Here is a 25,574-nt window from a genome sequence, read left to right on the forward strand (position 1 = left end):
ATCGGATTCGACGTTCTGTCCATCGTAGGGCTGTGGCTTCGACAAAGCGGGCCGCCTACGACGGCCCCCCGCGCGGCACGATGGAGGCATGACGCTCTCGGACACGACCTCCTCGGACACGACTCCCACCGGCAGCACCAACGCCTCCGTCACCGCCGCCGACCGCTCGCGGGTCTTCCACTCCTGGTCCGCGCAGGGCGCGCTGAATCCGCTGCCGATCGCCGGCGGCCTCGGCGCCGAGGTCTGGGACGTCGACGGCACCCGCTACCTCGACTTCTCCAGCCAGCTCGTGAACGTCAACATCGGCTACCAGCACCCCAAGGTCGTCGCCGCGATCCAGGCGCAGGCCGCCGTGCTCACCACCGTCGGCCCGGCCTTCGCGAACGAGACCCGGGCCGAGGCGGCGCGCCTGATCACCGAGCGCGCGCCCGAGGGCTTCGAGAAGGTCTTCTTCACCAACGGCGGTGCGGACGCCAATGAGAACGCGATCCGGATGGCGCGGCTCTACACCGGTCGCGACAAGATCGTCTCCTTCTACCGCTCGTACCACGGCAACACCGGCGCCGCGATCGTCTCGACCGGAGACTGGCGCCGCATCCCCAACGAGTACGCCCGCGGGCACGTCCACGCCTTCGGCCCCTACCTCTACCGCTCCGAGTTCTGGGCCGAGACGCCCGAGCAGGAGTGCGAGCGGGCGCTGCACCACCTCGAACGCGTCGTGCAGGCCGAGGGTCCGGAGTCGATCGCGGCGCTGCTGCTCGAGACCATCCCGGGCACGGCCGGCATCCTCACGCCGCCGCCCGGCTACCTCGCCGGCGTGCGGGCGCTCGCCGACCGCTACGGCATCCTGCTGATCCTCGACGAGGTGATGGCCGGTTTCGGCCGCACCGGCGAGTGGTTCGCCTTCGACGCCTTCGACGTCCGGCCCGACCTGATCACCTTCGCCAAGGGCGTCAACTCGGGCTACGTGCCGATCGGCGGCGTCGTCATCGACGACCCGATCGCGCACCACTTCGACGAGCGCGTCTTCCCCGGCGGGCTGACCTACTCCGGCCACCCGCTCGCCGCGGCGAGCGTCGTCGCGACCCTCGAGGCCATGGCGGAGGAGGGCATCGTCGACAACGCGAAGACCATCGGCTCCGAGCACCTCGCCCCCGGCCTGGCCGCCCTCGAGGCGAAGCACGACCTGATCGGCGAGGTCCGCGGCTCCGGCGTCTTCTGGGCGCTCGAGCTGGTGACCGACCGCGGCACCCGCGAGCCGCTGCCCGCCGCCGCCGTCGGCCGCCTCAAGGCCGACCTGCTCTCCCGGGGCCTCCTGCCCTTCACCGCCGACAACCGCATCCACGTCGTCCCGCCCGCCGTGGTCACCCCCGCCGAGGTCGCCCGCGGCCTCTCGATCCTCGACGACGCCCTGACGGCTTTCAGCGGCTGACGCGCCCGGTCTCGATACGCCGCTCCGCGGCTACTCGACCAGCATGCTGCGGTCGTGCTGATCAGCCGCGCGGCGGGACATGCTGATCGAGCCGCCCGCGGGCGGGCCTCGGCATGCTGATCGAGTAGCTCGCGGAGCGGGCGTATCGAGATCCGCCGTCCTGCAGACGCCGGGTCCCGATACACCCCTCCGGGGCTACTCGACCAGCATGCTGCGATCCGCCGCCGAACCACCCGGCCACGCACGAGCCGTATCCGGGAATCCGCGTCCCAGCGGATTCCCGTCGGCGCACGCAGGACGCTCTGCAGAACGTGCCACCGCCTCTGCCGACCGCGGGACGCCGCCATGCGGCGTCCGAAGTTCACGACGCGGAGTGCAGCGCGAACGCCGTCACGAACCCGAGGACGGCGTAGAGCCCGGTCAGCACGTCGTCCCGGTCGAACGCCTCCGGGATCATCGTGTTCGAGATCATCGCGAGGATCGCGCCGGCCGCGACCGTCGTCACGAACGCCACGACCGCTCCCGGTGCGCTCGCGAAGACGAGGAAGCCGACGAGCGCTGCGATCGCGGAGAGCGCGGCGATGCCGCCCCAGACGGTGAAGACGTAGCGGGCGGAGCGTCCGTCGGCCTTCATGCCGACGGTCGAGGAGAGCCCCTCCGGCAGGTTCGAGATCGCCACGGCGGCCACGATCGGCACGCTGATCGCTGCTCCCGCGCCGCCCTGCGCCACCGAGAGGCCGAGCACGATCGACTCCGGGATCCCGTCGATCAGCGCGCCCGCGGCGATCGCGGTGCCGCCGCCTGCGGAGCCGGAGCCCTTCGCGCTCTTGCGGTTCCCCGCGCCGGCGCGGGTGAGCAGCGCGTCCGCCCCGACGAAGACCACGGCACCGGCGAGCGTGCCGAGGATCGTCGGCAGCAGTCCGCCGTCATCGGCCGCCTCCTGCACCAGCTCGTAGGCGAGCGCCGAGATGAGGACCCCCGCGCCGAACGCCGAGATCGCCGCGGTCAGCTTGGGCGGGACACGGACGAACCAGGCGAGCGCCGCTCCGACGAGGAGGGTCGCGCCGCCGATGGCGCCGCTGAGCAGCGCGAGGGACCAGGGAGGCACGGCGCCCAGCCTGTCACTCGCAGGGCCGTGCGGCTCCGGGGTTGACCTGCGCGACTCGGCTGCCGGTCAGACCGCCGCATCGACGGCGTCGGGCAGCGAGCTCGCGAGCGCGGCCGTCTCGGCGGGGGAGAGGTCGTCGGCGTAGTAGCGGTAGATGTTCCGGCGCGAGACGTCGGCCGCCTCGCGCGCCGAGCGGCGGCGAAGGGCATCGACGAGCGTCTCGGCGTCGGCGGCGCTGCGGCGCATCCGCGCGAGGCGGTCGGTCTCGGTGGTGAGCCGGCCGTCGGCGAGATGCGCCATCACACCGCCCACGACGTTTCCGCAGACCTCGATCAGCTGGTTGCCCGAGGCGCGGCGGATCGCGGCGTGGAAGCGGTTGACGCGCTCGCCGAAGCCGTCGGCCTCGCCGCGGGCGACCTCGTGCAGACCGGCGAGGTGCTCCTCGATCGCCGCGAGATCGTCGGCCGTGCGGTTCTCGGCGGCGAGCAGGCAGGATTGGCCCTCGAGCAGCAGGCGGAACTGCAACAGCTCGACACGGCTGATGCTCTCGAGGTGCGCGAGCCGCGCCATCGACTTCTCGAGCATGCGCGGGGAGTACGCCGTGATCATCGGGCCGCGCGGGTCGCCGGGTCGCGACTCCAGCAGGCCCGTCGCCTGCAGCACGCGCAGCGCCTCGCGCACGACCGCGCGGCTGACGGAGAAGTCCGCCATCAGCTGGCGCTCGCCGGGCAGGCGGTCGCCGGGCTTGAGGTCGCCGGCTTCGACGGCGCGCTCGATCTGCTCGACGATCGACTCGTACGCGCTGACCTTCTGAACGGGACTGAACGCCACTGCTCTCCCTCCGCCGACCGGATCGAGGGGTGTTACATCTTTGTTTCCTCGCTTGACCCGTATCGCGACGCCATCCTAGCGTTCCTTCTACTGGTCAGACCAGTAGCTCGGATCGACGACCACCCCTCCCGACTCACGCACCGCCAGACCCCCGGAGCCGCACCCGTGATCACCAGAACCCGCCGCCTCGCGCTCGCCGCGACCGCTCTCGCCTCCGCCTTCGTGCTCTCCGCGTGCAGCGCCGGAGCCGGGGCCTCGTCCTCCGGATTTGACGGAGAGGCGCACGCTCCGACCGCGATCATCGGCCTCACCGGCGAGCCGGCCAACCTCGACTTCACGACCACCGCGGGGGCGGCCATCCCGCAGGCGCTGATGAACAACGTCTACGAGGGCCTCGTCGCCGTCGGCCAGGACGGGCAGCTCGAGCCGAAGCTCGCCTCCTCCTGGACGGTCAGCGAGGACGGCCTGGAGTACGACTTCGTGCTGAATGAGGGCGTCACGTTCTCGAACGGCGCCGAGTTCACCGCCGATGACGTCAAGTTCTCGCTCGAACGGGTGAAGACGGACTGGGCGATCAACCAGGCGAAGATGGCCGTGCTCGACCGCGTCGACGTCGTCTCGCCGACCGAGGCGAAGGTCGTCCTCAGCCGCCCGAGCAACTCCTGGCTCTTCGACATGGGAGGCAGCGTCGGTCTGATGTTCGACGAGAGCGGAGTCGCGGATCTCGCTAACACGCCGGTCGGCACCGGCCCCTACACGGTGACCGAGCGCATCACCGGCGACCGCATCGAGCTCGCCGCCCGCGACGGCTACTGGGGCGAGGCGCCCGCGGTCACCGACGTGACGCTGCGCTACTTCGCCGACGCCGTCGCTTCGACCAACGCCCTGCGCGCCGGCGACGTCGACATGCTCTACAACATGCAGGCCCCCGACCTGGTCGCGCAGTTCGAGACGAACGACGACTTCCAGGTGATCCAGGGCACCTCCAACGGCGAGATCATGCTCTCGATGAACAACGCGAAGGCGCCGTTCGATGATCTGAAGGTCCGCCAGGCCGTCGCCTACGCCCTCGACCGCCAGGCGATCATCGACACCGCGTGGGCCGGCTACGGCGAGCTCATCGGCGCGATGGTCCCGCCGACCGATCCGTACTACGAGGACCTGACCGGCGAGTACGCCTACGACCCGGAGAAGGCCCGCGAGCTGCTCGCCGAGGCCGGCGCCGAGGACCTCTCGATCACCTTCGACGTGCCGACCCGCCCCTACGCCACCGCTGTCTCGGAGGTCGTCGTCTCGCAGCTCGCCGACGTCGGGATCGACGCCACGATCGCCTCCGACGAGTTCCCCGCCGTCTGGCTCGACAAGGTCTTCACCCGCCACGACTACGAGATGTCCGTCATCCTGGCCGTCGAGCCGCGCGACTTCCTCGCCAACTTCGGCGACCCGGACTACTACCTGGGCTACGACAACGCCGAGGTCCGGACCGCAGCCGACGCCGCCGACGCCGCCTCGCAGGACGAGTGGGTCACCGGGATGCAGGACGTGGTCGCCGATGTCGCGGCCGACGTGCCCGCGGTGCCGCTCTTCCTCTTCCCCAACATCGTGATCGCCGACTCCGGGCTCACCGGCATCTCGGGCAACTCGGTGACGGAGTCGCTCGATCTCACCGGGCTGGCCTGGTCCTGACCATGGCGCTGCGGATGCTCGCCCTCGTCGGCAACTTCCTCGCCACCGTCCTCGTCTCGACGATCGTCGTCTTCCTCTTGCTGCGGGTGATGCCCGGCGACACCGCCACGGTCGCGCTCGGCATCGAGGCCACTCCCGAGCAGCTCGCCGCCTGGCGGGACGCGAACGGGACCGACGCTCCGCTCGTCGTGCAGTACCTGGACTGGCTCGGCGGACTCGTCCGCGGCGACTTCGGCACCTCCTACGTGAGCGGGCAGGACATCTCACCGATCGTCTCCGACCGGTTCCAGGTGACGCTGATCCTGGTGGTGGTCGCGATGCTGATCGCCCTGGTCGTCGCGATCCCGCTGGGCACCCTGGCCGCGATGCGGCAGCGGCACGCCTCGGGAGTCGTCATCTCGGGCGTCTCGCAGCTCGGCGTCGCGGTGCCGAACTTCCTGGTCGGCGTGCTGCTCGTCGCGGTGTTCGCGATCGACCTGCGCTGGTTCCCCTCCGGCGGGTGGGTGCCGCCCTCGGACCCGGAGTTCCTCTCGCACATCGCGCTGCCGGCGATCGCGCTCGGCTCGGTGCAGGCCTCGATCCTGACCCGGTACGTGCGCTCGGCCGTCCTGGAGATCATGCGCGAGGACTTCCTCCGCACCGCCCGTTCGAAGGGGCTCACCGCGGGCGCCGCTCTGGTCAAGCACGGGCTGCGCAACGCGGGAATCCCTGTCCTCACGATCGTCGGCGTCCAGCTCGCGGGACTCTTCATCGGCGCTGTCGTGATCGAGCGCGTCTTCAGCATCCCCGGTCTCGGCAGCTATCTCGTCGACTCGGTCGGCAACCGCGACCTGCTCGCGGTGCAGGCCGTGGTCGCCGTGCTGGTCGTCGCGATCGTGGCGATCAACTTCCTGGTCGACCTCGCCTTCACGTTCCTCGATCCCCGACTCAGGAGGGCCGCATGACCGCCACGCTCCCGCCCGGCACCGGCTCGCCGGCCGGCCGCTCGGTCCCGCCGCGGACCACGCTGATCCCGAAGGTCCCCGGCCGCTTCCGCCGATCGCGCCTCGGTGCGGACGCCCAGCTCTGGATCGGCGCCGCGCTGATCCTGCTCGTGCTGGTCGTCGCGCTCGTCTCGCTGGTCTGGACCCCGTACGACCCGGAGCGCTCCGTCCCGGGGGACCGGCTGCTGTTCCCCGGCCCGGCGCACCTCCTGGGCACCGATCGCTACGGTCGCGACGTCCTGTCCCAGATCATGGTCGGCGCGCAGATCACCCTGCTGGTCGGCACCGTCGCGGTCGCGATCGCGGCGATCCTCGGCGTCCCGCTCGGGATCCTCGCGGGAATGCGGCCCAAGCGCGTCGGCTCGCTGATCATGGGCGGCAGCGATGTCGTGATGGCGTTCCCCGGGCTGCTGCTCGCGATCGTCTTCGGCGCCGTCTTCGGGGCGGACACCACGACCGCGATGGTCGCCCTCGGCATCGGCGCGGCCCCGGCGTTCGCCCGGGTGGCCCGGGCCGGCACCCTCCAGGTGATGGGGACGGACTACGTCTTCGCCGCGCGCGCGGCGAACCGCTCCGGGTTCGCCATCGCGATCCGCCACGTGCTGCCGAACATCGCCGGCCTTCTCGTCGTGCAGTGCTCGGTCAACTTCGGTATCGCGGTGCTCGCCGAGGCGGGGCTGTCGTTCCTGGGGCTCGGCACGAAGCCGCCGACCCCCTCCTGGGGCCGGATGCTGCAGGACTCGCAGCAGTTCCTCGGCGCCTACGACTACCTGGCGATCGTGCCCGGCCTGGCGATCGCGATCGCGGTCCTCGGCTTCAACCTGCTCGGCGACGGTCTGCGCGACCGCTTCGACCCGAAGATGAGGAACCGCTGATGCCCGAGTCCCGCACGCCCGAAGCACAGCCGTCCGCCCTCGACGTCGCCGGTCTCTCGGTGCGCGCCGGCGAGCGCCTCCTCGTCGACGACCTCACGTTCCGCATCGGCGCCGGCGAGCGCGTCGGCCTGATCGGCGAGTCGGGCTCCGGAAAGTCCCTCACCTCGCTCGCCGTCATGGGCCTGCTGCCGGACACCGTCACCGCGACGGGCCGCGTGCGGGTCGGCGGCGCCGACACCGACATCGTCGGCCTGGGCGAGCGGGAGGCCGCCCGCCTCCGCGGCTCCGCCGTGGCGATGGTGTTCCAGGAGCCCATGACCGCGCTCAATCCGCTGATGCGGGTCGGCCGCCAGATCGCGGAGGCGATGGAGATCCACCGCACCCAGCCCGACCGCCGCGCCGCGCGCCGCCGCGCGGTCGAGATGCTCGCCGACGTCGGGCTGCCCTCGCCGGAGGAGGCGGCGCGCGCCTACCCGCACCAGCTCTCCGGCGGTCAGCGGCAGCGCGTCGTGCTCGCCATCGCGCTCGCCAACGATCCGGCGCTGCTCGTCGCCGACGAGCCGACGACCGCGCTCGACGTCACGGTGCAGAAGCAGGTGCTCGACCTCGTGCTGCGCACCGTCTCGCAGCGCGACACCGGGCTCCTCTTCATCACCCACGACCTCGCCGTGGTCGGCGAGACCTGCGACCGGGTGCTCGTGATGAACGCCGGAGTCGTGGTCGAGGAGGGGCCGATCGATCGCGTCTTCACCCGGCCCGAGCACCCGTACACCCGCGGCCTGCTCGCCGCTTCCGACCTCGACGCGACCGACGCGGCCGGGCGTCTCTTCACCGTCGCCACCGCCGAGGGCTACACCCCGGGTCGCTCGGTCGCGCGGACGGACGCGGGCCGCGCCGAGCGCGAAGCCGCCCCCGCGGCGCCGGCCGTCGTGCGCGCCTCCGGGCTGACCAAGACCTACACGCGCGGCCGCTCCTCCCTCTTCGCCGCACCGCAGAAGGTCGAGGCCCTCCGCGGACTCGACTTCGAGATCCGCGCGGGCGACCGCTTCGGCATCGTGGGGGAGTCCGGCTCCGGCAAGTCGACCCTGCTGCGGATCCTCTCGGGTCTCGACACCCCGACCGCCGGAGCGATCGAGGTCGTCGGCCGCGATCTGACCACGCACCGCCGCGCCGATCTCGCCGAGCTGCGCAGCAGCCTCCAGATCGTGTTCCAGGACCCGATGGCCTCGCTCGACCCGCGGATGCGCGTCGGCGACATCGTCGCGGAGCCGCTGCTCAACGCCGCGAACACCGGCGCCGCCGTGCCGAAGGCCGAGCGGGAGGCGCGCGTCGCCGAGATGATCCGCGCGGTCGGCCTGCCCGCCGACTCCGTCGACCGCTACCCGCACCAGTTCTCGGGCGGGCAGCGCCAGCGCATCTCGATCGCGCGGGCCCTGGTCTGCCGGCCGAGGATCCTCGTCGCCGACGAGCCGGTGAGCGCCCTCGACGTCTCGGTGCGCGCCCAGGTGCTCAACCTTCTCGCCGACCTGGTCGAGGAGTACCGGCTGACCCTGATCTTCGTCTCGCACGACCTCGGCGTCGTCCGCTACCTCTGCGACCGCGTCGCCGTGATGCGCAGCGGCGAGATCGTCGAGCAGGGCTCGACCCGCGAGATCTACGAGAACCCCGCCGACGACTACACCCGGGCGCTGATCGCTGCGACGCCCTCGATCCGCCACCGCCAGGAGATCCGATGACCGACACCTCCGTCTCGACCGCCCTCTCGCGCTACGACGGCGCGCGCCTCGCCGCCGCCTTCGCCTCGGGGGAGCTCTCGCCCGTCGATGTGGCGGACGAGATCCTCGCCGACATCGCCGTGCGCGAGAGCGCGATCAACGCCTTCAGCGACCTCGACCCGGCGGATGTGCGCGCTCAGGCCGCCGCGAGCGAGCGGCGCCGGCGCGCGGGGGAGCCGCTCGGCCCCCTCGACGGTGTGCCAGTCACGGTCAAGGAGAACCTCTCCCGCGCCGGCCTGCCCGCCCGCGCCGGCACCGCGGCGGCCGCCGCCGTCGTGCCCCGCGAGGACTCGCCGATCGTGGCCCGTCTCAAGGAGGCGGGGGCCGTCATCGTCGGCTCCACCACGATGCCCGACTGGGGGATGCTCTCCTCCGGTGTCTCGAGTGCGCACGGCATCACCCGCAGCCCGCTCGACCCCGCCCTCACCGTCGGCGGCTCGTCCTCGGGTGCGGGCGCCGCAGCGGCGGCCGGCTTCGGCACCTTCCACGTCGGCACCGACATCGGCGGCTCCGTGCGGCTGCCTGCCGCCTGGCTCGGCCTCGCGACGCTCAAGCCGAGCGACGGCCGCATCCCGCTGGACAACCCCTACCAGGGCCGCGCCGCCGGCCCGCTCGCGCAGTCGGTCGCCGACGTCGCGCTCGCGATGTCGGTGCTGTCCCGCCCCGACGCGCGCGACTACACCTCGCTGCCGCCCGAGGCGATCGCGTGGGACGACCTCGGGCTCGACGTGCGCGGCACCCGGATCGGCGTGCACACGGACGCCGGCGCGGGCATGCCCCTCGACCCCGAGATCCGCGCGGCGGTGCTCGCCGCCGCCGACGCCTACTCCGACGCCGGCGCGGAGGTCGTCGCGCTGCCCCCGTTCATCGACGACGGCGTGCTCGAGCAGGTCGACCTGTTCTGGCGCGTGCGGTTCTGGCGCACCTACTACGACCTCCCGACCGAGGCGAAGGCGCGCGCCCTCCCCTTCATCACCACCTGGGTGCACGGCGGGGCGGACGTCTCCGGTCGGCGCGTGCTCGAGGCGACGGAGGCGATCAGCGAGCTGCGGCGCCGCACCGTCGAGGCGACCCTGCCGTTCGACGCGGTCCTGTCTCCCGTCGCCCCGGTCGCCGCGTTCCCGGCCGAGTGGCCGATGCCGTGGGGACACGAGGACCGCGGGATGGCGCACATCGCCTTCACGCTGCCCTACAACATGTCCGGCCAGCCGGCCGCGAGCATCAACGCCGGCCGCACAGCCGACGGTCGCGCGATCGGCCTGCAGATCTCCGGCCGCCGCTTCGCCGACCTCGACGTGCTCCGCCACGCGGCCTGGTGGGAGGCGGCCCGCCCGGCCTCGGCGGTCCCGTCCTTCCCGTCCGCCTGACCCGCCGAACGGCCCGAGGTCGGGCTGTATTTCTCGCCGTGCAGACTCTCTCGTGCCTCAGCACCGCTCCGAGACGTACCCCTCGTCCTCCGGCGTCAGCAGGTCGCGGTCGCGCAGCAGCACGCCGATGCCGTCGCCGCGCGCGCAGGCCCGCGCGAACACCGCGTCCGCATCGTCGACGTCCGTGTACTCCACCTCGTACACCCGCTCGCCGTAGACGGCCCCGTAGGCGTCGCACTCGGTGAACATCTCGCACTCCTCCGTGATCGCGAAGTCGAAGCCGAGCCCGCGCATCTCCTCCGCGCGCTCGGCCGCGTTCTTCTGGCCGATCGCGAGGCCGGCCCGGTGTGCGGCGTCGACGAGCTCGCGGGCGAACGCGGCGGTGTCGGAGTCGGTCAGCAGCCCCTCCGAGCGGGTGGCGGAGTCGAGGTTGTCGGCCTCGACGGCGTCGAAGCCGCTCTCGGCGCAGCCCTCCAGCCACGGCCCGACCACCTCGAGCAGCGCCTCCCGCTTCGCCGCCGTCGACACGTCGAGCAGCGTCTCGTCCGGCCAGTCCGGATCGGTGATCGGCTCGCCCGCGGCGTCCCGCAGCAGCAGCTCGGGTCGCGACGCCCACTCCGCCTCCTCGCCGGGCTGCGTCTGGAAGGCGTTGACGTAGCAGACCGAGTACACGCCGGGCGCGGGCTCGGCCTCGCGGTCGCGGACGACGAGGTCGACGCCGTCGGCCGGCGGATAGCTGCCGCCGAGCTGGTAGTCGAAGCCCGCGCCCGCCGGGGGAGGGGCCGGCTGTCCGACGGTTGCTGCGCATCCGGCGAGGAGGAGGGCCGTCGCGGCCAGGCAGCACAATAAACTGGCCGAATGGCGGAGTTCAGCGCGAGTGTCTTTCAGAACGAGTTCCTCTCGGACGGCGCGACGGATGTGCACGCGATCGTGACGGTGACCGCCTCGGGCACCGGCGCGGCCGGCAGCGACGGAGCGGCCGCCGAGATCATCATCGTCGACTGCTCGGGGTCGATGACCGGCGAGAACATGACCGCGGCCAAGCGCGCCGCCGCCGTGGCGGTCGACCAGATCCTCGACGGCACCTTCTTCGCCGTCGTCGCCGGCTCCGAGCGCGCCGACCGCGCCTTCCCGTACCCCAACGCCTCCGTGTCGATGGTGCGGATGGAGCCGGGCGCCCGGGCGGCCGCGAAGGAGGCCATCGGCTTCCTCCAGGCCGACGGCGGTACCGCGATGGGCACCTGGCTGACCCTCGCCCGCCAGCTCTTCTCCAGCGTCCCCGAGGCGAAGCAGCGGCACGCCATCCTGCTCACCGACGGCAAGAACGAGCACGAGTCGCGGATGCAGCTCGACGCGGCGATCCGCGCGGCCGGCGGCGTCTTCCAGTGCGACGTCCGCGGCGTCGGCTCCCGCTGGGTCGTCGAGGAGGCGCGCACCATCGCCAGCGCGCTGCTCGGCACCGTGGGCCTGATCGCGAACCCGGCCGACATGGCCGCCGACTTCGAGCAGCTGATCCAGGCGTCGATGGGCCGCGGCGTCGCCGACGGCGAGCTGCGCGTCTGGACCCCGCAGGGCTCGCAGCTGCTCTTCGTCCGCCAGGTCGCGCCGAACCTCGAGGACCTCAGCTCGCGTCGCACCTCGGTCAACCCGCTGACGGGCTCCTATCCGACCGGCGCCTGGGGCGACGAGTCGCGGGAGTACCACGTGGCCGTCCGCGTCGCCTCGAAGCCGGTCGGCGCCGAGCAGCTGGCCGCCCGCGTGCAGCTCAGCGTGCGCGACGAGGTCGTCGCCTCCGCGCTGGTCAAGGCCCGCTGGACCGACGACTCGGCGCTCACCGCCCGGATCGATCCCGCCGTCGCGCACTACACCGGCCAGACCGAGCTCGCCTCCGCGATCCAGGACGGCCTCGCCGCGAAGGCCGTCGGCGACGACGCCACCGCGACCGTCAAGCTCGGCCGCGCCGTGCAGCTCGCCGCCGCGACCGGCAACGACGAGGCGACCGCGAAGCTGCGCAAGGTCGTCGAGATCGACGACCCGAACGAGGGAACGGTCCGGCTGAGGCGCGGCGTCGCCCGCCTCGACGAGATGGCGCTCGACACCGCCTCGACGAAGACCACCCGGGTGCGCAAGTGAGCTACCGCTGCCCGGAGGGGCACACCTCCCAGTCCGGCGACTACTGCGACGTCTGCGGTGCGCCGATCGCGCCCGCCGCGCCGTCCGCCCCCGCGCCGCGCGCCGCCGACCCGACCACGGCGATCCCGACCGGTCCCGCCGTCTGCCCGAACTGCTCGTACCCCAACGAGGCCGGCGCGCTGTTCTGCGAGAACTGCGGCTACGACTTCACCACCGGCTCGCTCCCCGAGGCCGACCCCTTCACCGAGTCCGGCGCCGTCCGCGCGCCCAGCGAGGTCGGCGGTTCCGCCACGCCGGCCGGCGATCCGGCCGCCCACCTGGGCGAGGCGCCCGCTCCGGCCGCTCCCGGTGCGCCGCCCGCGCTCGTTCCGGAGGAGGAGGCGGGGTTCGACGTGCCCGTCGCGACCGCGCCGCCCGCCGCGCCCGCCACCGAGGTGATCAGCGAGGTCACCGGGAGCACGCGGACGGCCGCGCCCGCCGTGCCCGCGGCCTCGGAGGAGGGCGACCCCTGGATCGCCGAGATCTGGGTCGACCCCGACTGGTACGCGGAGCAGCGCGCCGAGGATCCGATGCCCTCCGCCGGCCCGCCGACGATCGTCGTGCTCCGCGAGCGCTCCGTGCTCGTCGGCCGGCCCTCCGTCTCGCGCGGCATCTCGCCGCAGATCGACTGCGGCACCGACTCCGGCGTCTCCCGCCGCCACTGCCAGCTCAACACCGACGGCTACCGCTGGTGGGTCGAGGACCTGCAGTCCGCCAACGGCACCTACCTCGCCGCGGCCGGCGCTCCGCTGCCGCAGACCCCGATCCCCACCGGCCAGCGCCGCGAGATCGAGGAGGGCGACCGCGTCTACGTCGGCGCCTGGACCCGCATCGTCCTCCGCCAGGCCCTCCCCGGCGAGGCCTGACCCGCTTGCATGCTGATCGAGTAGCCCGCGCAGCGGGCGTATCGAGATCCACCGTCCCCGAGAGCTCAGCCGTCGGACCTGGGTTCTGGAGGGGATGGGTCTCGATACGCCGCTGCGCGGCTACTCGACCAGCATGAGGCGCGAGTCCGCCGCCGGCACGGCCGCCCCCGCACACTGGTCGTGCAGCCCGCGGAGCGGGAACCCCCTGATGATCGTGCGGCCCGCGGAGTAGGCCCTCCATGCCGATCGAGTAGCCCGCGCAGCAGCCTCTGCATGCTGATCGAGTAGCCCGCGCAGCGGGCGTATCGAGATCCACTGTCACCGAGAGCGGAGCCACCGGGCTCGCGCTCCGGAGTGGGCGGGTCTCGAGACGCCGCTGTGCGGCCACTCGACCGGCAGGGGTCACCGGGCGCGCAGCGCGAGCGCCGGGTCCTGGCGGCTCGCCGTCCAGGCGGGGATCGTCGACGCGGCCAGTCCCGTCAGGAGTCCGACGCCGAGCCCCGCCGCCGGCAGCCAGGACTCGAGGACCGGGGTCCAGCCCTGCAGCCCGGCGATGACCAGCGTCGAGGCACTCCCGACGGCCACGCCCACCGCTCCGCCGAGGAGGCCGATGAGGAGGCCCTCGGCGAGGAAGAGGCGTCCGACCGCGGTCCTGCTGGCGCCGACGGCCCGGCGCAGTGCGATCTCGTGCGCCCTCGCCTGCACGGAGAGGTGGAGGGTCGTGGCGGCGCTGATGGTGGCGAGGACGAGCAGGATGAGGGAGATCAGCGCGATCAGTGCGCCGAGGTCGCTGCCGATGCCCGTCCGGAGATCGCGGAGGTCGGCGACGGTCTCGACGCCGAACCGTCCGGGGTTCGCGGGATCGAGCCGAAGGGGGACCGCCTCCGCGACGGCGGCGGGATACCCGGGCTCGGTGCGGATCAGAAGTGCCGTCGCGACGTCCGCTGCGCCCTCGAGGACATCGGGGGAGACGATCACCGAGTCGGTGAGGTCGGCCTGGCGAGGCCCGGCGTCGAGGACGCCGACGACGTCGACCGTGCGGCCGTTCACCCAGAGCCGGCAGCCGGGTCCTGGAGGAGGGAGCTCGAGCGTCGCCGCCGCGTCATGGCCGACGATCGCGATCCCGCGCAGCGACCGGTCGTCGAGGAGTCCGAAGGTGTCCGGACCCACGGGCGATGCGCCGGTGAGCCGCAGGTAGTCCGAGGAGGCGGACATCAGCCTCAGCGGCGATCCCCTCTCCGGCTCGGTCGGCGAGAGGCGCTGGATCGAGGCGGTGCCTCCCGACGCAACGGACGCGGAGCCGACTCCGGTGACCCGCGGCAGAGACGACGCCGAAGCGATCCACTCGGAGAGGCGACGATCGTCGTCACGCAGGAGACCCGTGCCGCCGGGGACCGAGACGCGCACCTCGTCGAGGGCAGCCGCGCTCAGCCGGTCCGCGACACTCCCGGAGGCGCTCTCGCTGACCCCGATGGAGGCGACCAGACCGCCGATCCCCAGGGCGAAAGCGAGCAGCAGGAATAGGGTGCGTGCCAGCCGGGTGGTGACGACGTCGACGGCGTCGCCGAGGTCGTCGGCCAGCGCCGTGACCCAGCGGTGAGGACTCCTGCGCGACGGTTCCGCCTCCTCGGCACCCTCCTCCTCGGCGGCTCTCTGCGCTCCTGCTCGCGGCGAGGCTGCCGTGGTCGGGTCGACGGTGCCGTCGACGATGCGGATCGTCCGATCCGCGGCCGCCGCGATCGTCTCGTCGTGGGTGATCAGGACGACGGTGACTCCGCCGGCGTGGAGGTCGCGAAGGGAGTCGAGCACCGCCGTCCCGTTGGCCCGGTCGAGATTGCCGGTCGGCTCGTCGGCGAGGACGATCCGCGGCCGGGTGGCGATGGCGCGCGCGAGGGCGAGACGCTGCTGCTCACCGCCGGAGAGGACCCGCCCGGCGGCGTGCGCCCTCGCCTCCACGCCGAGTCGGGCGAGGGCGTCCAGCGCCCGGGTGCCGCGCTCCGCGAGTGGGACGCGCTGCGTGCGCAGGCCGAGGGCCGCGTTGTGCAGCGCGGAGACGTCGCCGAGGACGAACGACTGCTGGAAGACGAATCCGAAGACCCGGGACCGGAGGCGGTCGCGCTCGCGCTCGCGCAGGGAGGCTACCTCCGTCCCGAAGACGCGGTAGCTGCCCGCCGTCGGAGTGTCGAGCAGGCCGAGGACGTTGAGCAGCGTGCTCTTGCCCGAGCCGGACGGACCGACGATCGCGACGAACTCCCCCTGCCGCACGGTGATGCCGATGTCCCGGATGCCGGTCGCGGGGTCGGCGCCGAAGATCCGGGTGATCCCGGTCAGCTCGAGGGCGGCCGGCGCGGGAGGCGTGCCGACGGTCACTGCAGGATCACCTCGCTCCCGGGTGCGAGGACGTCGCCGGCGATCGCGGTCCAGCCGTTCCCCGAGTAGTCGACGGTGACGGGCACGCGCCGGGGCTCCGGCTGCTCGGCTCCGGCGTCCGCCTCGGCGTCGGCCGTCACGAGGACGAAGGTCCCCTCGGCGTCCTGCCGGAGGGCGACCGTCGGCACTGCGAGGGACTCCTCGTGCACGGCCTCCGGAAGGACGGTGACGCTCAGTCCCGGCGAGAGTCCGGCGAAGGCGGGATCGGCCGAGACGACCGTGACGTCCCGGCCCGGTGCCTTGCCGTCCGAGGCCTCGACGAACTCCCCGATCGCCGTGATCGTGCCCGGGAGCTGCCGGGTGTCGGCCTGCACGCTTACCTCCTGCCCATCGGTCAGCGTCGCAGCGCTCACCGCGTCGGCCCGGAACGAGACGGTGTTCGGAGAGGTGCGGACCGTGACCAGCGGCGCCTCGCTCGTGACCGTCGCGCCGAGCGGGAGAGCGCCGGTGACCGTCGCCTCGGCCGCCGCCAGCGCGACGAAGCTCGCGGAGGGGATGAGCGGACCCGGGGGCCGGACGACGCGGGGCTGCTGCACCTCGGGCGTCGGGGAGGAGGCGGGCTCCGACGGGTCAGGATCGGCCGGCGACGGTTCCACCGTCTCGGGGGCGGAGGCGGTCGGCGCGGGGAAGCCGTTGTCGACGAAGAGCTCCGTTACTGCGGCGGTGGTCCGCCAGTCCACCCAGCCCGTCACCTCGATGTCCGCCCCGGTCTCGCGGAGCGCGCGCTGGAGGGAGGAGACGTCGTCGCCCTCGTCCTCGGTTCGCAGATCGCGGTAGAGCGCCAGCGGGCCTGGCACGGCGAAGACGGGTCGTCCCGAGACGGCGCCGACGAGACTCCCCGGTCGGACCACGTCGCCGAGGTCGACGGTCCGTCTGGTGACGACGGCCGGGACTCCCGACGGGATCGTGCTGAGCGCCTGCTCGCTCCCGGCGACGACGCTGCCGGCGAACGCCGTGCGGGAGTCGACGACTCGTCGCTCCACAGGCGCGGTGACCTGGATCGACTGCTGCGCCTGCTCTCCGGGTCCGTGGTCCGGCGCCTGCACCAGGAGCCCGGTCAGGAAGGAGGCCGTGATCGAGCCGAGCAGGACCAGGGTCGCGACGACCGCCCGCAAAGGGTGCTCGACGCGCCGGAGCCGCATGCTGCTCGGCTCTGCACCCCCGCCGTCAACCATGCGCGGCGATGTACTCGCGCGCGGCCACGAGGAGCTGCTGCTTGCGCTCCTTCTCCTCGTTCAACGCCGCTTGATTCGCGTCGATCAGTGGCTGCTGGTACGCGGCTTCGAGGTCGGCGAGCGTCTGTGTCAGTCGGCTCTCGGTGTTGCACCGGGCCTCGATCGAGGCGAGCCGGATCCCTTCCTCGCTGCTGCTCCCCCCGTACGACTCCGGCAGGGCGTTCGACTGCTTCGACATGTAGTGCTCCCCGGATTCGGGAGTGAGCCCGGCCTCCTTCAGGCACTGCTCCCACGGTTCGCGGGCGCGCTGCCAGCGTTCGTCTTTCTGCGCTCTCGTCAGCGCCTCGCTCTCCAGGCGGGAGGCGAGACTGTTCAGACGCTCGTCTTGCGGCGGAGTGACGGCATCCATCGTGTCGATCACGGATTCGTCGCCCTGGTTGCAGGCGTCATACGCTGCGGACCACTGCACGCCACCGGCCGCTCGAGCGTTCTCCAGCGCGACGTCCATGGGCGACGCCGCGAAAGCGAAGCCGTAGCGCGCTGCGCGTTGATCCTCCCAGAGTCCGAATGTCCGATCGTCGAGGTCTGTCGCCGGGTCGGGCTGTGTGCGGGCGGGAGAGGTGGTGAACCCTTTCGACTTCACGCACTCGACGATCACCGCCCGCGCGGCTGCCTTGAAGACCTGGTGGTCGGCATGCCTCCCGTAGAACGCGTACTCGTCCAGCGGCATCACGATCTCGCCGCTGACCGAGTCCAGGTAGGCGTGCGCGGAGTCGTCGGGCTTCGTCGCGCCGACAGCGCAGCCGCTGAGGCTGGCGACCGCGAGGAGAGCGCCGATGACACCGCCGAGGACTCGAGTGTCAGCGCGCTGCCATCGGTCGGTCATCTCGTCCCTTCCCTTCCACCTTCGCCGGGCTCTCCTCGCTGCAGTCGCCCGCTTGTCGCGACTGCACGATCACTGTCGGCGACGCCGCTCTCAGCCATGCGCGGCGATGTACGCGCGGGCGGCCTCGAGGAGCTGCTGCTTGCGCTCTTTCTCCTCGTTCAACGCCGCCTGGTTCGCGTCGATCAAGGGCTGCTGGTACGCCGCCTCGAGGTCTGCGAGCGTCTGAGTCAGGCGGCTCTCCGTATTGCATCGGGCCTCGATCGAGGCGAGGCGGATCCCCTCCTCGATGCCGCCCCGTCCATCCGTCTCCGGCAGAGCGTTCGACTGCTTCGAGCCGTAGTGCTCTCCGGATTCGGGAGTGAGCCCGGCCTCTGTCAGGCACTGTTCCCACGGCTCGCGGGCCCGCTGCCAGCGCTCGTCTTTGCGCGCCTTCGTCAGCGCTTCGCTCTCCAGGCGGGAGGCGAGACTGTTCAGACGTTCGTCCTGCGGCGGGGTGACGGCGCGCATCGCCTCCGTCACGGACTCGTCGCCCTGACTGCAGGAGTCCCACGCCACGGACCACTGCATTCCTCCGATCGCTCGCGCCTCCTCGAGCGCGACGTCCAGTGGTGACGCCGCGAAGCCGAAGCCGTAGCGCGCCGCGCGTCGCTCCTCCCAGATTCCGAAAGTCCGGTCGTCGAGGTCGGTCGCCGGGTCGGCTTGTATGCGAGCGATGGAGTGGGTCAACCCTTTCGACGTCACGCACTCTTCGATCGCGGCTCGAGCGGCCGCCTCGAAGACCTGCTGGTCGGAATGCCGCCCGTAGAACGCGTACTCGTCCAGCGGCATGACGATCTCACCGCTGACCGAGTCCAGGTAGGCATGCGCGGAGTCGTCGGGTCCGGCCGCGTCGGCAGTGCAGCCACTCAGAATCGCGGCGGAGGCCGCAGCGGCGAGGGCGCCCTGGACAATCCGACCGCCAGGACGCCCTTGCCGACGGCTCATCAGCGGTAGCTCTCGATGCGGTCGTTCCAGGTCTCCAGCCAGCCCAGATTCGATGTGAGGCTCGACAGAGCCGAAACATCTCCTTGGAGGAAGATCGAGCGGCCCATGAAATTGCGGTCCTCGAAGAAGGTCTTCCCGGAGTCAGGCGCCTTCAGTGAGGACGCCTTCCGATTGACCGAGCCGAGGCCGTCCTTCTGACCCCATGTCGCCTGGTAGGCGTACCCGCGGTAGTCCGCGTCCTCGTAGATCGGGAATGCCGACGCGGTCGTCGCGCCTCCGAAGGCGAGTGCCGCGGTAACGGCCCCTGAGACGAGAAGCGACCCGTGCTTCTTCTTCATGTTCTATCTCCGTTGATCGAATCGAGACCCTGCGGTCATCGGGCTCTCAAAGCCCGACGGGACGTCACGGTACGTGAGGCTTCGTCGACTCACAAGGTCGTGTCGTCTCGTGCGCGCTCGCTGGCGCTCAGCGCGGCTCGCTGGCCAGGCGCTTCGAGATCCGGTCTCTCTCGCTTACGGTGGGCTCGACCGTGCGCTGGAGGTGCGTGGGTCTCGATACGCCGCTGCGCGGCTACTCGACCACCATGAGAGGCGGCCGTTGCGCGGCTGCTCGATCAGCATGAGGTGCTGCCGCTGCGTGGCTCCTCGACCGGCATGAGGTGGCCGCTGCTCGGCTACTCGACCAGCATGGAATGCCGCGACGCGGCTGTCCGACCAGCGTGCGGGCTGCCGCGCGCCGCTGCTCGGCCCACGGGGGTGCGGCTCAGCGGCCGGCGAGCATCCCGAGCATCCAGGAGAGGGCGGCGACGGCGCCGACGCCGACGACGCTCGAGCCGATGATGACGGCGCGGCGCAGGCGGACGGCGCGGCCGTCGGGAGCGGACGCCGCATCCAGCCCAGAGGCGTTGGACGCTGTCATGCCCGCGCGCAGCCGGTGGGCGACCTGGTCGGCGGTGGGCCGCTTCGCCGGGTCGCGCTCGGTCATCGAGGTGAGCAGCGCGCGCCAGGGTGCGGGCAGCGTCGCCGGGACGACGGGGGAGCGGTTGAGGCGCGCGATCGCGGCCTCGAGCACGGTGCCGGAGTACTCGCGGTGCCCGGTGATCGCCTCCAGCAGGACGAGGCCGAGCGAGAAGACGTCGCTGGCGCCGCTGATCGGCTCGCCGGCGACCTGCTCGGGGCTGACGAAGCTGGCGGTGCCGATCACGATGCCGTCGCTGGTGAGGCGCGAGCCGTCCATGAAGTGGGCGACGCCGAAGTCGGTGAGCTTGGCGGTGCGGGCGTAGCCGCTGGAGGCCACCTCGCTGACCAGGATGTTCGCGGGCTTCACGTCGCGGTGGACGACGCCGCGCTCGTGCAGGTACGCGAGCGCCTCGGCCAGCTGCGTGCCGATCGCGGCGACCTCGTCCGGTGCCATCGGGCCGGGCTCGAGCCGCGCTTCGAGGGTCGGATCGGCGACCAGCTCCATCACGACGTAGCGGCGCACCTCACCGCCGAAGTTGTGCAGGCCGGCGTCGAAGAGATTGACGATCCCGGGGTGCGCGAAGGAGCTCAGCATCCGCACCTCGCGCTCCTGGCGGGCGACGTCCTCGGGGTTGGAGGCCTCGGCGCGGAAGACCTTCACGGCCACCTCGCGCTGCACGGTCTCGTCGCGGGCCCGGTACACCGAGCCCATCCCGCCCGAGCCGATCCGCTCGATCAGGAAGTAGCGCCCGGCCACCCGCTGCTGGGCGGCATTGGCGGCGATGGTGCTCACGACGACCCCGCCTTCTGCTGGAGCGACGTGCTCCGCGGCGCTCAGGACGAGCGCCTGGGTAGACGGTACCGCGGTGCCGCGACAACGGGGAGCGCAATAGCCGGGATTGACATACGGCCGTGACAGAAGCAGTCGATCCGGCACCGAGCGGGACCGCTCAGCGCAGCCCGCTGCGGGCGAAGCCCTGCACGAAGTAGCGCTGGAAGATCAGGAACAGCACGACCATCGGCAGCACGTTCACCAGCGCGAAGGCCATCGTTCCGCCGTAGTCGCTGCCGAACTGCCCCTGCAGGTAGAGCAGCCCGATCGGGAGGGTGAAGAGGACGTTCTCCTTGAGGGCGATCAGCGGCCAGGCGAAGTCGTTCCAGGAGCCGAGGAGCGACATGAAGAACAGAACGGCGATCAGCGGCTTCGAGAGCGGGAGCACGATCCGGGTGAAGACGCGGAAGTGGCCGGCCCCGTCGATCCGGGCCGCCTCGATCAGGTCGCGAGGGATCGCGAGGATGAACTGCCGCGCGAGGAACAGCCCGAAGGCCGAGGCCGCCGTCGGCAGGATCACCGCCCAGTAGCTGCCGTAGAGGCCGAGATCGGTGACGAGCCGGAAGAGCGACACCATGATCACCTGCACGGGGAGCGTCAGCGTCGACAGGGCCAGCAGGAAGAGCACGCCGGAGCCGCGGAAGCGCAGCTGCGCGAAGGCGTAGCCGCCGAGCAGGTTGATCGCCACGGTGATCAGCGCGGTGGTGAGGCTGATCGCGAGCGAGTTGCCGAACCAGGTCGCGACCGGGAACGAGTCGAAGACGCGCTCGAAGTTGGCCAGCGTGAACTCGCGCGGCCACAGCCGCAGCGTGCCGCCGAGCAGCTCGGCGCGCGAGGAGAACGCGACGACGAGCATCCAGTAGAGCGGGAAGAGGATGACGAGGGAGACGAGGATCGCCAGGACGAGCCGGAGTGCGGTCGTCGAGCGGGAGACGCGGTTCATTCGACGAGGTCCCTCGAGCGGTTCGTGCGCCACTGCACGGCGGTGAAGATCATCGTCAGGATCAGCAGGACGATGCCGATCGCCGCCGCGTAGCCCTGATCGCGGGTGACGAAGCCGGTGTCGTAGGCGTAGGTCACCAGCACCGACGTGGAGTTCTGCGGCCCGCCGCCGGTGAGGACGAAGACGATGTCGAAGACCTGGAACGAGTAGATGACGTTGAGGATGAGCAGGAAGAACGTCGACGGCCCGACCAGCGGCACCGTCACGTGCCGGAACTGCTGCCAGCCGTTCGCGCCGTCCAGCCGCGCCGCCTCGTAGAGCGCGGGGTTCACGCCCTGCAGCCCGGCCAGGTAGATCAGCATGTTGAAGCCGGTCCGCCACCAGAGCGTCACGAGGATCACGGAGGCGAAGGCCGCCGCGCCGCCCGACTGCCAGGCGATGCGCGGCAGGCCGATCGTCTGCAGCAGCCCGTCGAGCACCCCGCTGTTCTCGTCGAAGATCAGCACCCCCATCAGCGCCGTCGCGACACCCGAGACGGCCATCGGCAGGATCAGGATCGAGCGGAAGACGGGCCGGGCCGGCAGCACCGAGTTGAGGAGCACCGCGGCGCCCAGCCCGAGCGCCATCGACAGCGGCGTGACGATCAGCGTGAACAGCGCGGTGTTGAGGGTCGAGCGCCAGAACAGCGGGTCGCTGAGCAGCCGGCCGTAGTTGTCCAGACCGATGAAGACGCCGTCGCCGAAGCCGTTGGTGCGCTGGAAGCTGAGCAGGAACGCGCCGACCAGCGGCACGAAGACGAACAGCGCCAGCATCAGCAGGTTCGGCGCGAGGAACCCGTAGGCGGCCACCGTCTCACGGGCGGCGGGCGCCCGGGAGGTGCGGCGAGGTCGCGCCGTCACCTCCTCGGGCGCGGGGAGGGTGCGGGTCACCGGATCCTGCCGCTCACTGCACGGCGGTGGCGATGCCGGAGCTGAGCTTCGCGATCGTGTCCTCGGTGCTCTGGCCGCCGACGAACGCCTGCTCCAGCTGGTCCTTCAGCACCGCGATGATCGCCGCCATGTCCGGCGAGGCCACCTGCGCCGCGTCGGACGCCTGCACGGTGCCCGCCTGGCCGAGGAAGACCTCCGCGAGCTCGGGGCGCACCTCGAACTCGATGCCCGACTCGGTCAGGTCGCGGCGGGTGGGCAGCAGCGAGGCGCCGGCGCAGAAGTCGCGCATCGGCTCCTCCTCGGTCACGAAGGCGAGGAACGCCGCCGCGAGCTCAGGGTTCGCGGTCGCCTTGGTCGCGACGAGGGCGTTGCCGCCGAAGTCGCCGCCGCCGCGCACGTTCCGCGGCGAGTAGGTCGCGCCCCACTCGAAGTCGAGCGTCGACTCCGCGTCCGGGATGAGGAACGCCCCGCCGAAGGTCATCGCGGTGGTCTGCGAGTACCAGAGGTCGCTCGCGTAGGTCGTCGCCTGGATCGAGCTGCTCGGCGGCACGAGGCCGTCGGTGAAGAAGCTGCGGCTGAAGTCGATCGCCGCGCGACCGGCGTCGGAGTCGATCGCGGGAGCGGAGAGGTCCTCGGTGAGGAAGCGGCCGTCGGCCTGGAAGAGCAGGCTCAGCCAGCGGGTCACGCCGTTGCCCTGCCAGTTGTAGGCGAAGGGGTAGCGCTCGGCGGGGAGCGAGGCGCGCAGTTTCCGGCCGACCTCGGTGAACTCCTCCCACGTCCACGCCTCGTCCGGCGAGGCCGGGAAGTCGGAGATGCCCGCGGTGGCGAGCGCCTCGGTGTTGTAGAGGATCAGCGAGGTGTCCGTGTGGTGCGGCACGCCGAACGGGCTGCCGCCGCTCTGCACCGCGGCCCAGGCCGGGTCGGTGAAGCGCTCGGCCACGTCCGCCTCGAGGTGCGGGGTGAGGTCGAGCAGCTGGTCGCGACCGGCGTAGCTGCCGAAGGTGTAGTACGGCACGCGGAAGACGTCCGGCGGGTTGCCCGCCTGCAGCTGCGCGTCGATGTTGGTGAACATCTGCTCGTACGGCACGGAGTTGAGCGCCACGGTCGAGCCGGGGTTCGCCTCCTGGAAGCGGTCGATCGCGCGCTGGAAGCCGGCCAGCTCGGCGTCGGTGCCCCAGGTGGTGAAGGTGAGGGTGCCGCTGTCGGCGCTCGCCGCGGGGCGGGCCGGTGCGAAGCCGCAGCCGGCCAGCACGGGCACCGAGGCGGCGACGCCCAGGGCGCTGAGGAAGCGGCGCCGATCCAGCGTCACCCGATCGAAGGCGCTCCTGCCGCGCGACGTCCTGTCCAGAGCCATCATGGCCTCCCCTCGGGGGCCACCGGCGGGCCCTCCGAGGGGAGGCTAGCTGCGGGCTCCTGCGGGCGCCGCTACTGGACGGATCCGCGTTCCTGTGAGAGAGGTGCCGCTCACGGCCGGCGGCCGAGCATCCCCTCGAACGAGCCGTCCAGCGCCCACGGGTCCGCGGGAGCGCGGGAGGTGCGCGCCGCCTCCGCTGCGAGCTCGCGCCCGGCCCGCTCGATCCGGGAGGGCAGCGCCCGCCCGTCCTCGGTGGCCCCGCCCCAGTCCTCGGTCGCGGCGAAGACCGTCGTCGACAGGGGAGCGGCGTGCAGGTAGCTGAAGAGCGGGCGCATCGCGTAGTCGACCGCGAGCGAGTGGCGGGGCGAGCCGCCGGTCGCGGCGAGCAGCACGGGCAGCCCGCGCAGCGCCTCGGTGTCGAGCACGTCGACGAACGACTTGAACAGTCCGCTGTAGCTGGTGGTGAAGATCGGCGTCACGGCGATCAGGCCGTCCGCGCCGGCCACCGCGTCGAGCGCGGTCTGCAGAGCGGGGCTCGCGAAGCCGGTCAGCAGGTTGTTCGTGACGTCGTGCGCGAGGTCGCGCAGCTCGACGACGCTGCGCTCGACGGCGAAGCCCTGCTCGGTGAGCGAGGCCTCCGCGGCGTCGGCGAGGCGGTCGGCGAGCAGGCGGGTGGAGGACGGCGTGCTGAGACCGGCCGAGAGGACGGTGATCCTGCGGGTGTCCATGGGCGGGGCCTCCTAGGCGCTGACGGGGACGGGCTGCTCGGCGCGGGCGGCGACGAGCGAGGAGTGGGTGGGCGCGTCCGGCACGTGCGCCGGGCGGCCCTCGGCGAAGCCGGCGCGCAGGGCGGGCAGGATCTCGCCGAGCATGTCCATCTGCTCGAGGACGGTCTTCAGCGGCAGACCCGCGTGGTCCATCAGGAACAGCTGGCGCTGGTAGTCGCCGACGTACTCGCGGAAGCCGAGGGTGCGGTCGACGATCTCCTGCGGCGAGCCCACGGTGAGCGGGGTCTGCTCGGTGAAGTCCTCGAGTGAGGGGCCGTGGCCGTAGACCGGGGCGTTGTCGAAGTAGGGGCGGAACTGCGAGACCGCGTCCTGCGAGTTCTTCGCCAGGAAGATCTGGCCGCCGAGTCCGACGATCGCCTGGTCGGCGCTGCCGTGGCCGTAGTGCTCGAAGCGCTGGCGGTAGAGCTGCACCATCTTCGCGGTGTGCGAGGCGGGCCAGAAGATGTGGTTCGCGAAGAAGCCGTCGCCGTAGTACGCGGCCTGCTCGGCGATCTGCGGCGAGCGGATCGAGCCGTGCCAGACGAAGGGGGCGACGCCGTCGAGCGGGCGCGGGGTCGACTGGAAGCCCTGGAGCGGCGTGCGGAACTGGCCCTCCCAGTCGATGAACTCCTCCGTCCAGAGGCGATGCAGCAGGTCGTAGTTCTCGATCGTCAGCTCGATGCCGCGGCGGATGTCCTTGCCGAACCACGGGTAGACCGGGCCGGTGTTGCCGCGGCCGAGCATCAGGTCGACGCGGCCGCCGGCGAGGTGCTGGAGCATCGCGTAGTCCTCGGCGAGCTTCACCGGGTCGTTCGTGGTGATCAGCGCCATCGCGGTGCTGAGCTGGAGCCGCTCGGTCTTCGCGGCGATGTAGGCGAGGGTCGTCGTGGGGGAGGAGGACCAGAACGGCGGGTTGTGGTGCTCGCCGAGCGCGAAGACGTCGAGGCCGATCTCCTCCGCCTTCTGGGCGATCGCGACGGTGGCCGCGATCTTCTCGGACTCGGTCGGGGTGCGGCCTGTCGTGGGGTCGGTGGTGATGTCGCTGACCGTGAAGATGCCGAACTGCATCGGGCGCTCCTTCTCTCCGTGGCCCCGTCCTGGCGAGACCTGATCCATGCGTTCGCATGTACATCCTCATCCAACCACGTGCGGCTGGGGATATTCCCGCGCACTCAGCCAAGGGGGGCGGTAGGCATTCTGAACGGTAAAGGTGCCAATCG

22 protein-coding genes are annotated in these 25,574 nt (G+C 71.9%); 8 read left to right on the forward strand and 14 right to left on the reverse strand.

Going from position 1 to position 25,574, the window contains the following annotated elements:
• The first annotated feature begins 88 nt into the window (after window positions 1–88).
• Window positions 89–1,432: an aspartate aminotransferase family protein gene (locus EDF22_RS01575; protein WP_123701913.1), complete on the forward strand. Its 1,344-nt coding sequence runs from the start codon at window positions 89–91 to the stop codon at window positions 1,430–1,432.
• Window positions 1,433–1,793: 361 nt separating this feature from the next.
• Here the strand turns inward: EDF22_RS01575 and EDF22_RS01580 are convergent, their stop codons facing one another.
• Together EDF22_RS01580 and EDF22_RS01585 are read right to left on the reverse strand one after the other, a co-directional pair.
• A complete protein-coding gene (locus tag EDF22_RS01580; protein ID WP_123701915.1) occupies window positions 1,794–2,540 on the reverse strand; it encodes a ZIP family metal transporter in 747 nt (248 codons plus the stop codon).
• Window positions 2,541–2,606: 66 nt separating this feature from the next.
• Complete coding sequence (locus tag EDF22_RS01585; RefSeq protein WP_123701916.1) at window positions 2,607–3,371, reverse strand: FadR/GntR family transcriptional regulator; 765 nt, start codon at window positions 3,369–3,371, stop codon at window positions 2,607–2,609.
• A gap of 165 nt (window positions 3,372–3,536) precedes the next feature.
• On the opposite strand from EDF22_RS01585, the gene EDF22_RS01590 reads away from it, so the two are divergent.
• From EDF22_RS01590 to EDF22_RS01610, 5 genes are read left to right on the forward strand one after another with little or no spacing between them, the layout of a single operon-like run.
• Window positions 3,537–5,057 (forward strand): ABC transporter substrate-binding protein, encoded by a 1,521-nt coding sequence (locus EDF22_RS01590; RefSeq protein WP_123701918.1) that lies wholly within the window; start codon window positions 3,537–3,539, stop codon window positions 5,055–5,057.
• 2 nt (window positions 5,058–5,059) lie between these two features.
• Window positions 5,060–6,001 (forward strand): ABC transporter permease, encoded by a 942-nt coding sequence (locus EDF22_RS01595; protein ID WP_123701920.1) that lies wholly within the window; start codon window positions 5,060–5,062, stop codon window positions 5,999–6,001.
• Window positions 5,998–6,915: an ABC transporter permease gene (locus tag EDF22_RS01600; RefSeq protein WP_123701922.1), complete on the forward strand. Its 918-nt coding sequence runs from the start codon at window positions 5,998–6,000 to the stop codon at window positions 6,913–6,915. The genes EDF22_RS01595 and EDF22_RS01600 overlap by 4 nt, the downstream gene beginning before the upstream one ends.
• On the forward strand, window positions 6,915–8,651 hold the full coding sequence (locus EDF22_RS01605; RefSeq protein ID WP_123701924.1) for an ABC transporter ATP-binding protein: 1,737 nt from the start codon (window positions 6,915–6,917) through the stop codon (window positions 8,649–8,651). Before EDF22_RS01600 ends, EDF22_RS01605 begins: the two co-directional genes overlap by 1 nt.
• A complete protein-coding gene (locus tag EDF22_RS01610) occupies window positions 8,648–10,057 on the forward strand; it encodes an amidase (RefSeq protein ID WP_123701926.1) in 1,410 nt (469 codons plus the stop codon). Before EDF22_RS01605 ends, EDF22_RS01610 begins: the two co-directional genes overlap by 4 nt.
• 57 nt (window positions 10,058–10,114) lie before the next feature.
• Here the strand turns inward: EDF22_RS01610 and EDF22_RS01615 are convergent, their stop codons facing one another.
• Window positions 10,115–10,903: an endo alpha-1,4 polygalactosaminidase gene (locus EDF22_RS01615; RefSeq protein WP_221180880.1), complete on the reverse strand. Its 789-nt coding sequence runs from the start codon at window positions 10,901–10,903 to the stop codon at window positions 10,115–10,117.
• A 12-nt stretch (window positions 10,904–10,915) separates the two neighbouring features.
• On the opposite strand from EDF22_RS01615, the gene EDF22_RS01620 reads away from it, so the two are divergent.
• Both EDF22_RS01620 and EDF22_RS01625 read left to right on the forward strand, forming a co-directional pair.
• Window positions 10,916–12,190, forward strand: coding sequence for a VWA domain-containing protein (locus EDF22_RS01620; protein WP_123701928.1), 1,275 nt, complete (start codon window positions 10,916–10,918; stop codon window positions 12,188–12,190).
• Window positions 12,187–13,095, forward strand: coding sequence for an FHA domain-containing protein (locus EDF22_RS01625; RefSeq protein WP_123701930.1), 909 nt, complete (start codon window positions 12,187–12,189; stop codon window positions 13,093–13,095). The genes EDF22_RS01620 and EDF22_RS01625 overlap by 4 nt, the downstream gene beginning before the upstream one ends.
• A gap of 402 nt (window positions 13,096–13,497) precedes the next feature.
• Here the strand turns inward: EDF22_RS01625 and EDF22_RS01630 are convergent, their stop codons facing one another.
• From EDF22_RS01630 to EDF22_RS01680, 11 genes are all read right to left on the reverse strand, one after another.
• On the reverse strand, window positions 13,498–15,465 hold the full coding sequence (locus EDF22_RS01630; protein WP_123701933.1) for an ATP-binding cassette domain-containing protein: 1,968 nt from the start codon (window positions 15,463–15,465) through the stop codon (window positions 13,498–13,500).
• Entirely contained in the window at window positions 15,462–16,667 is a 1,206-nt protein-coding gene (locus EDF22_RS01635) for a hypothetical protein (protein ID WP_148059078.1), read from the reverse strand. The genes EDF22_RS01630 and EDF22_RS01635 overlap by 4 nt, the downstream gene beginning before the upstream one ends.
• Window positions 16,668–16,692: 25 nt before the next feature.
• On the reverse strand, window positions 16,693–17,586 hold the full coding sequence (locus tag EDF22_RS01640) for a hypothetical protein (protein ID WP_123701937.1): 894 nt from the start codon (window positions 17,584–17,586) through the stop codon (window positions 16,693–16,695).
• Between the two features lie 90 nt (window positions 17,587–17,676).
• The gene (locus tag EDF22_RS01645) at window positions 17,677–18,570 is read right to left on the reverse strand and encodes a hypothetical protein (RefSeq protein WP_123701939.1); all 894 of its coding nucleotides are present in this window, start codon (window positions 18,568–18,570) and stop codon (window positions 17,677–17,679) included.
• A complete protein-coding gene (locus EDF22_RS01650; protein WP_123701941.1) occupies window positions 18,570–18,908 on the reverse strand; it encodes a hypothetical protein in 339 nt (112 codons plus the stop codon). The genes EDF22_RS01645 and EDF22_RS01650 overlap by 1 nt, the downstream gene beginning before the upstream one ends.
• Window positions 18,909–19,332: 424 nt before the next feature.
• Entirely contained in the window at window positions 19,333–20,322 is a 990-nt protein-coding gene (locus tag EDF22_RS01655) for a serine/threonine-protein kinase (protein WP_123701942.1), read from the reverse strand.
• A 157-nt stretch (window positions 20,323–20,479) separates the two neighbouring features.
• Window positions 20,480–21,304, reverse strand: coding sequence for a carbohydrate ABC transporter permease (locus tag EDF22_RS01660; RefSeq protein WP_123701944.1), 825 nt, complete (start codon window positions 21,302–21,304; stop codon window positions 20,480–20,482).
• Entirely contained in the window at window positions 21,301–22,233 is a 933-nt protein-coding gene (locus EDF22_RS01665) for a carbohydrate ABC transporter permease (RefSeq protein WP_260302394.1), read from the reverse strand. Before EDF22_RS01665 ends, EDF22_RS01660 begins: the two co-directional genes overlap by 4 nt.
• 13 nt (window positions 22,234–22,246) lie before the next feature.
• Window positions 22,247–23,590, reverse strand: a complete 1,344-nt coding sequence (locus EDF22_RS01670) for a sugar ABC transporter substrate-binding protein (RefSeq protein ID WP_260302396.1) — start codon at window positions 23,588–23,590, stop codon at window positions 22,247–22,249.
• 107 nt (window positions 23,591–23,697) lie between these two features.
• Window positions 23,698–24,315, reverse strand: coding sequence for an FMN reductase (locus EDF22_RS01675; RefSeq protein WP_123701946.1), 618 nt, complete (start codon window positions 24,313–24,315; stop codon window positions 23,698–23,700).
• Window positions 24,316–24,327: 12 nt separating this feature from the next.
• Window positions 24,328–25,422, reverse strand: coding sequence for an LLM class flavin-dependent oxidoreductase (locus EDF22_RS01680; protein ID WP_123701948.1), 1,095 nt, complete (start codon window positions 25,420–25,422; stop codon window positions 24,328–24,330).
• Window positions 25,423–25,574 lie beyond the last annotated feature (152 nt).

The organism is Rathayibacter sp. PhB127, from assembly GCF_003751665.1.
GTDB classification, from domain to species: Bacteria; Actinomycetota; Actinomycetes; order Actinomycetales; family Microbacteriaceae; genus Rathayibacter; species Rathayibacter festucae.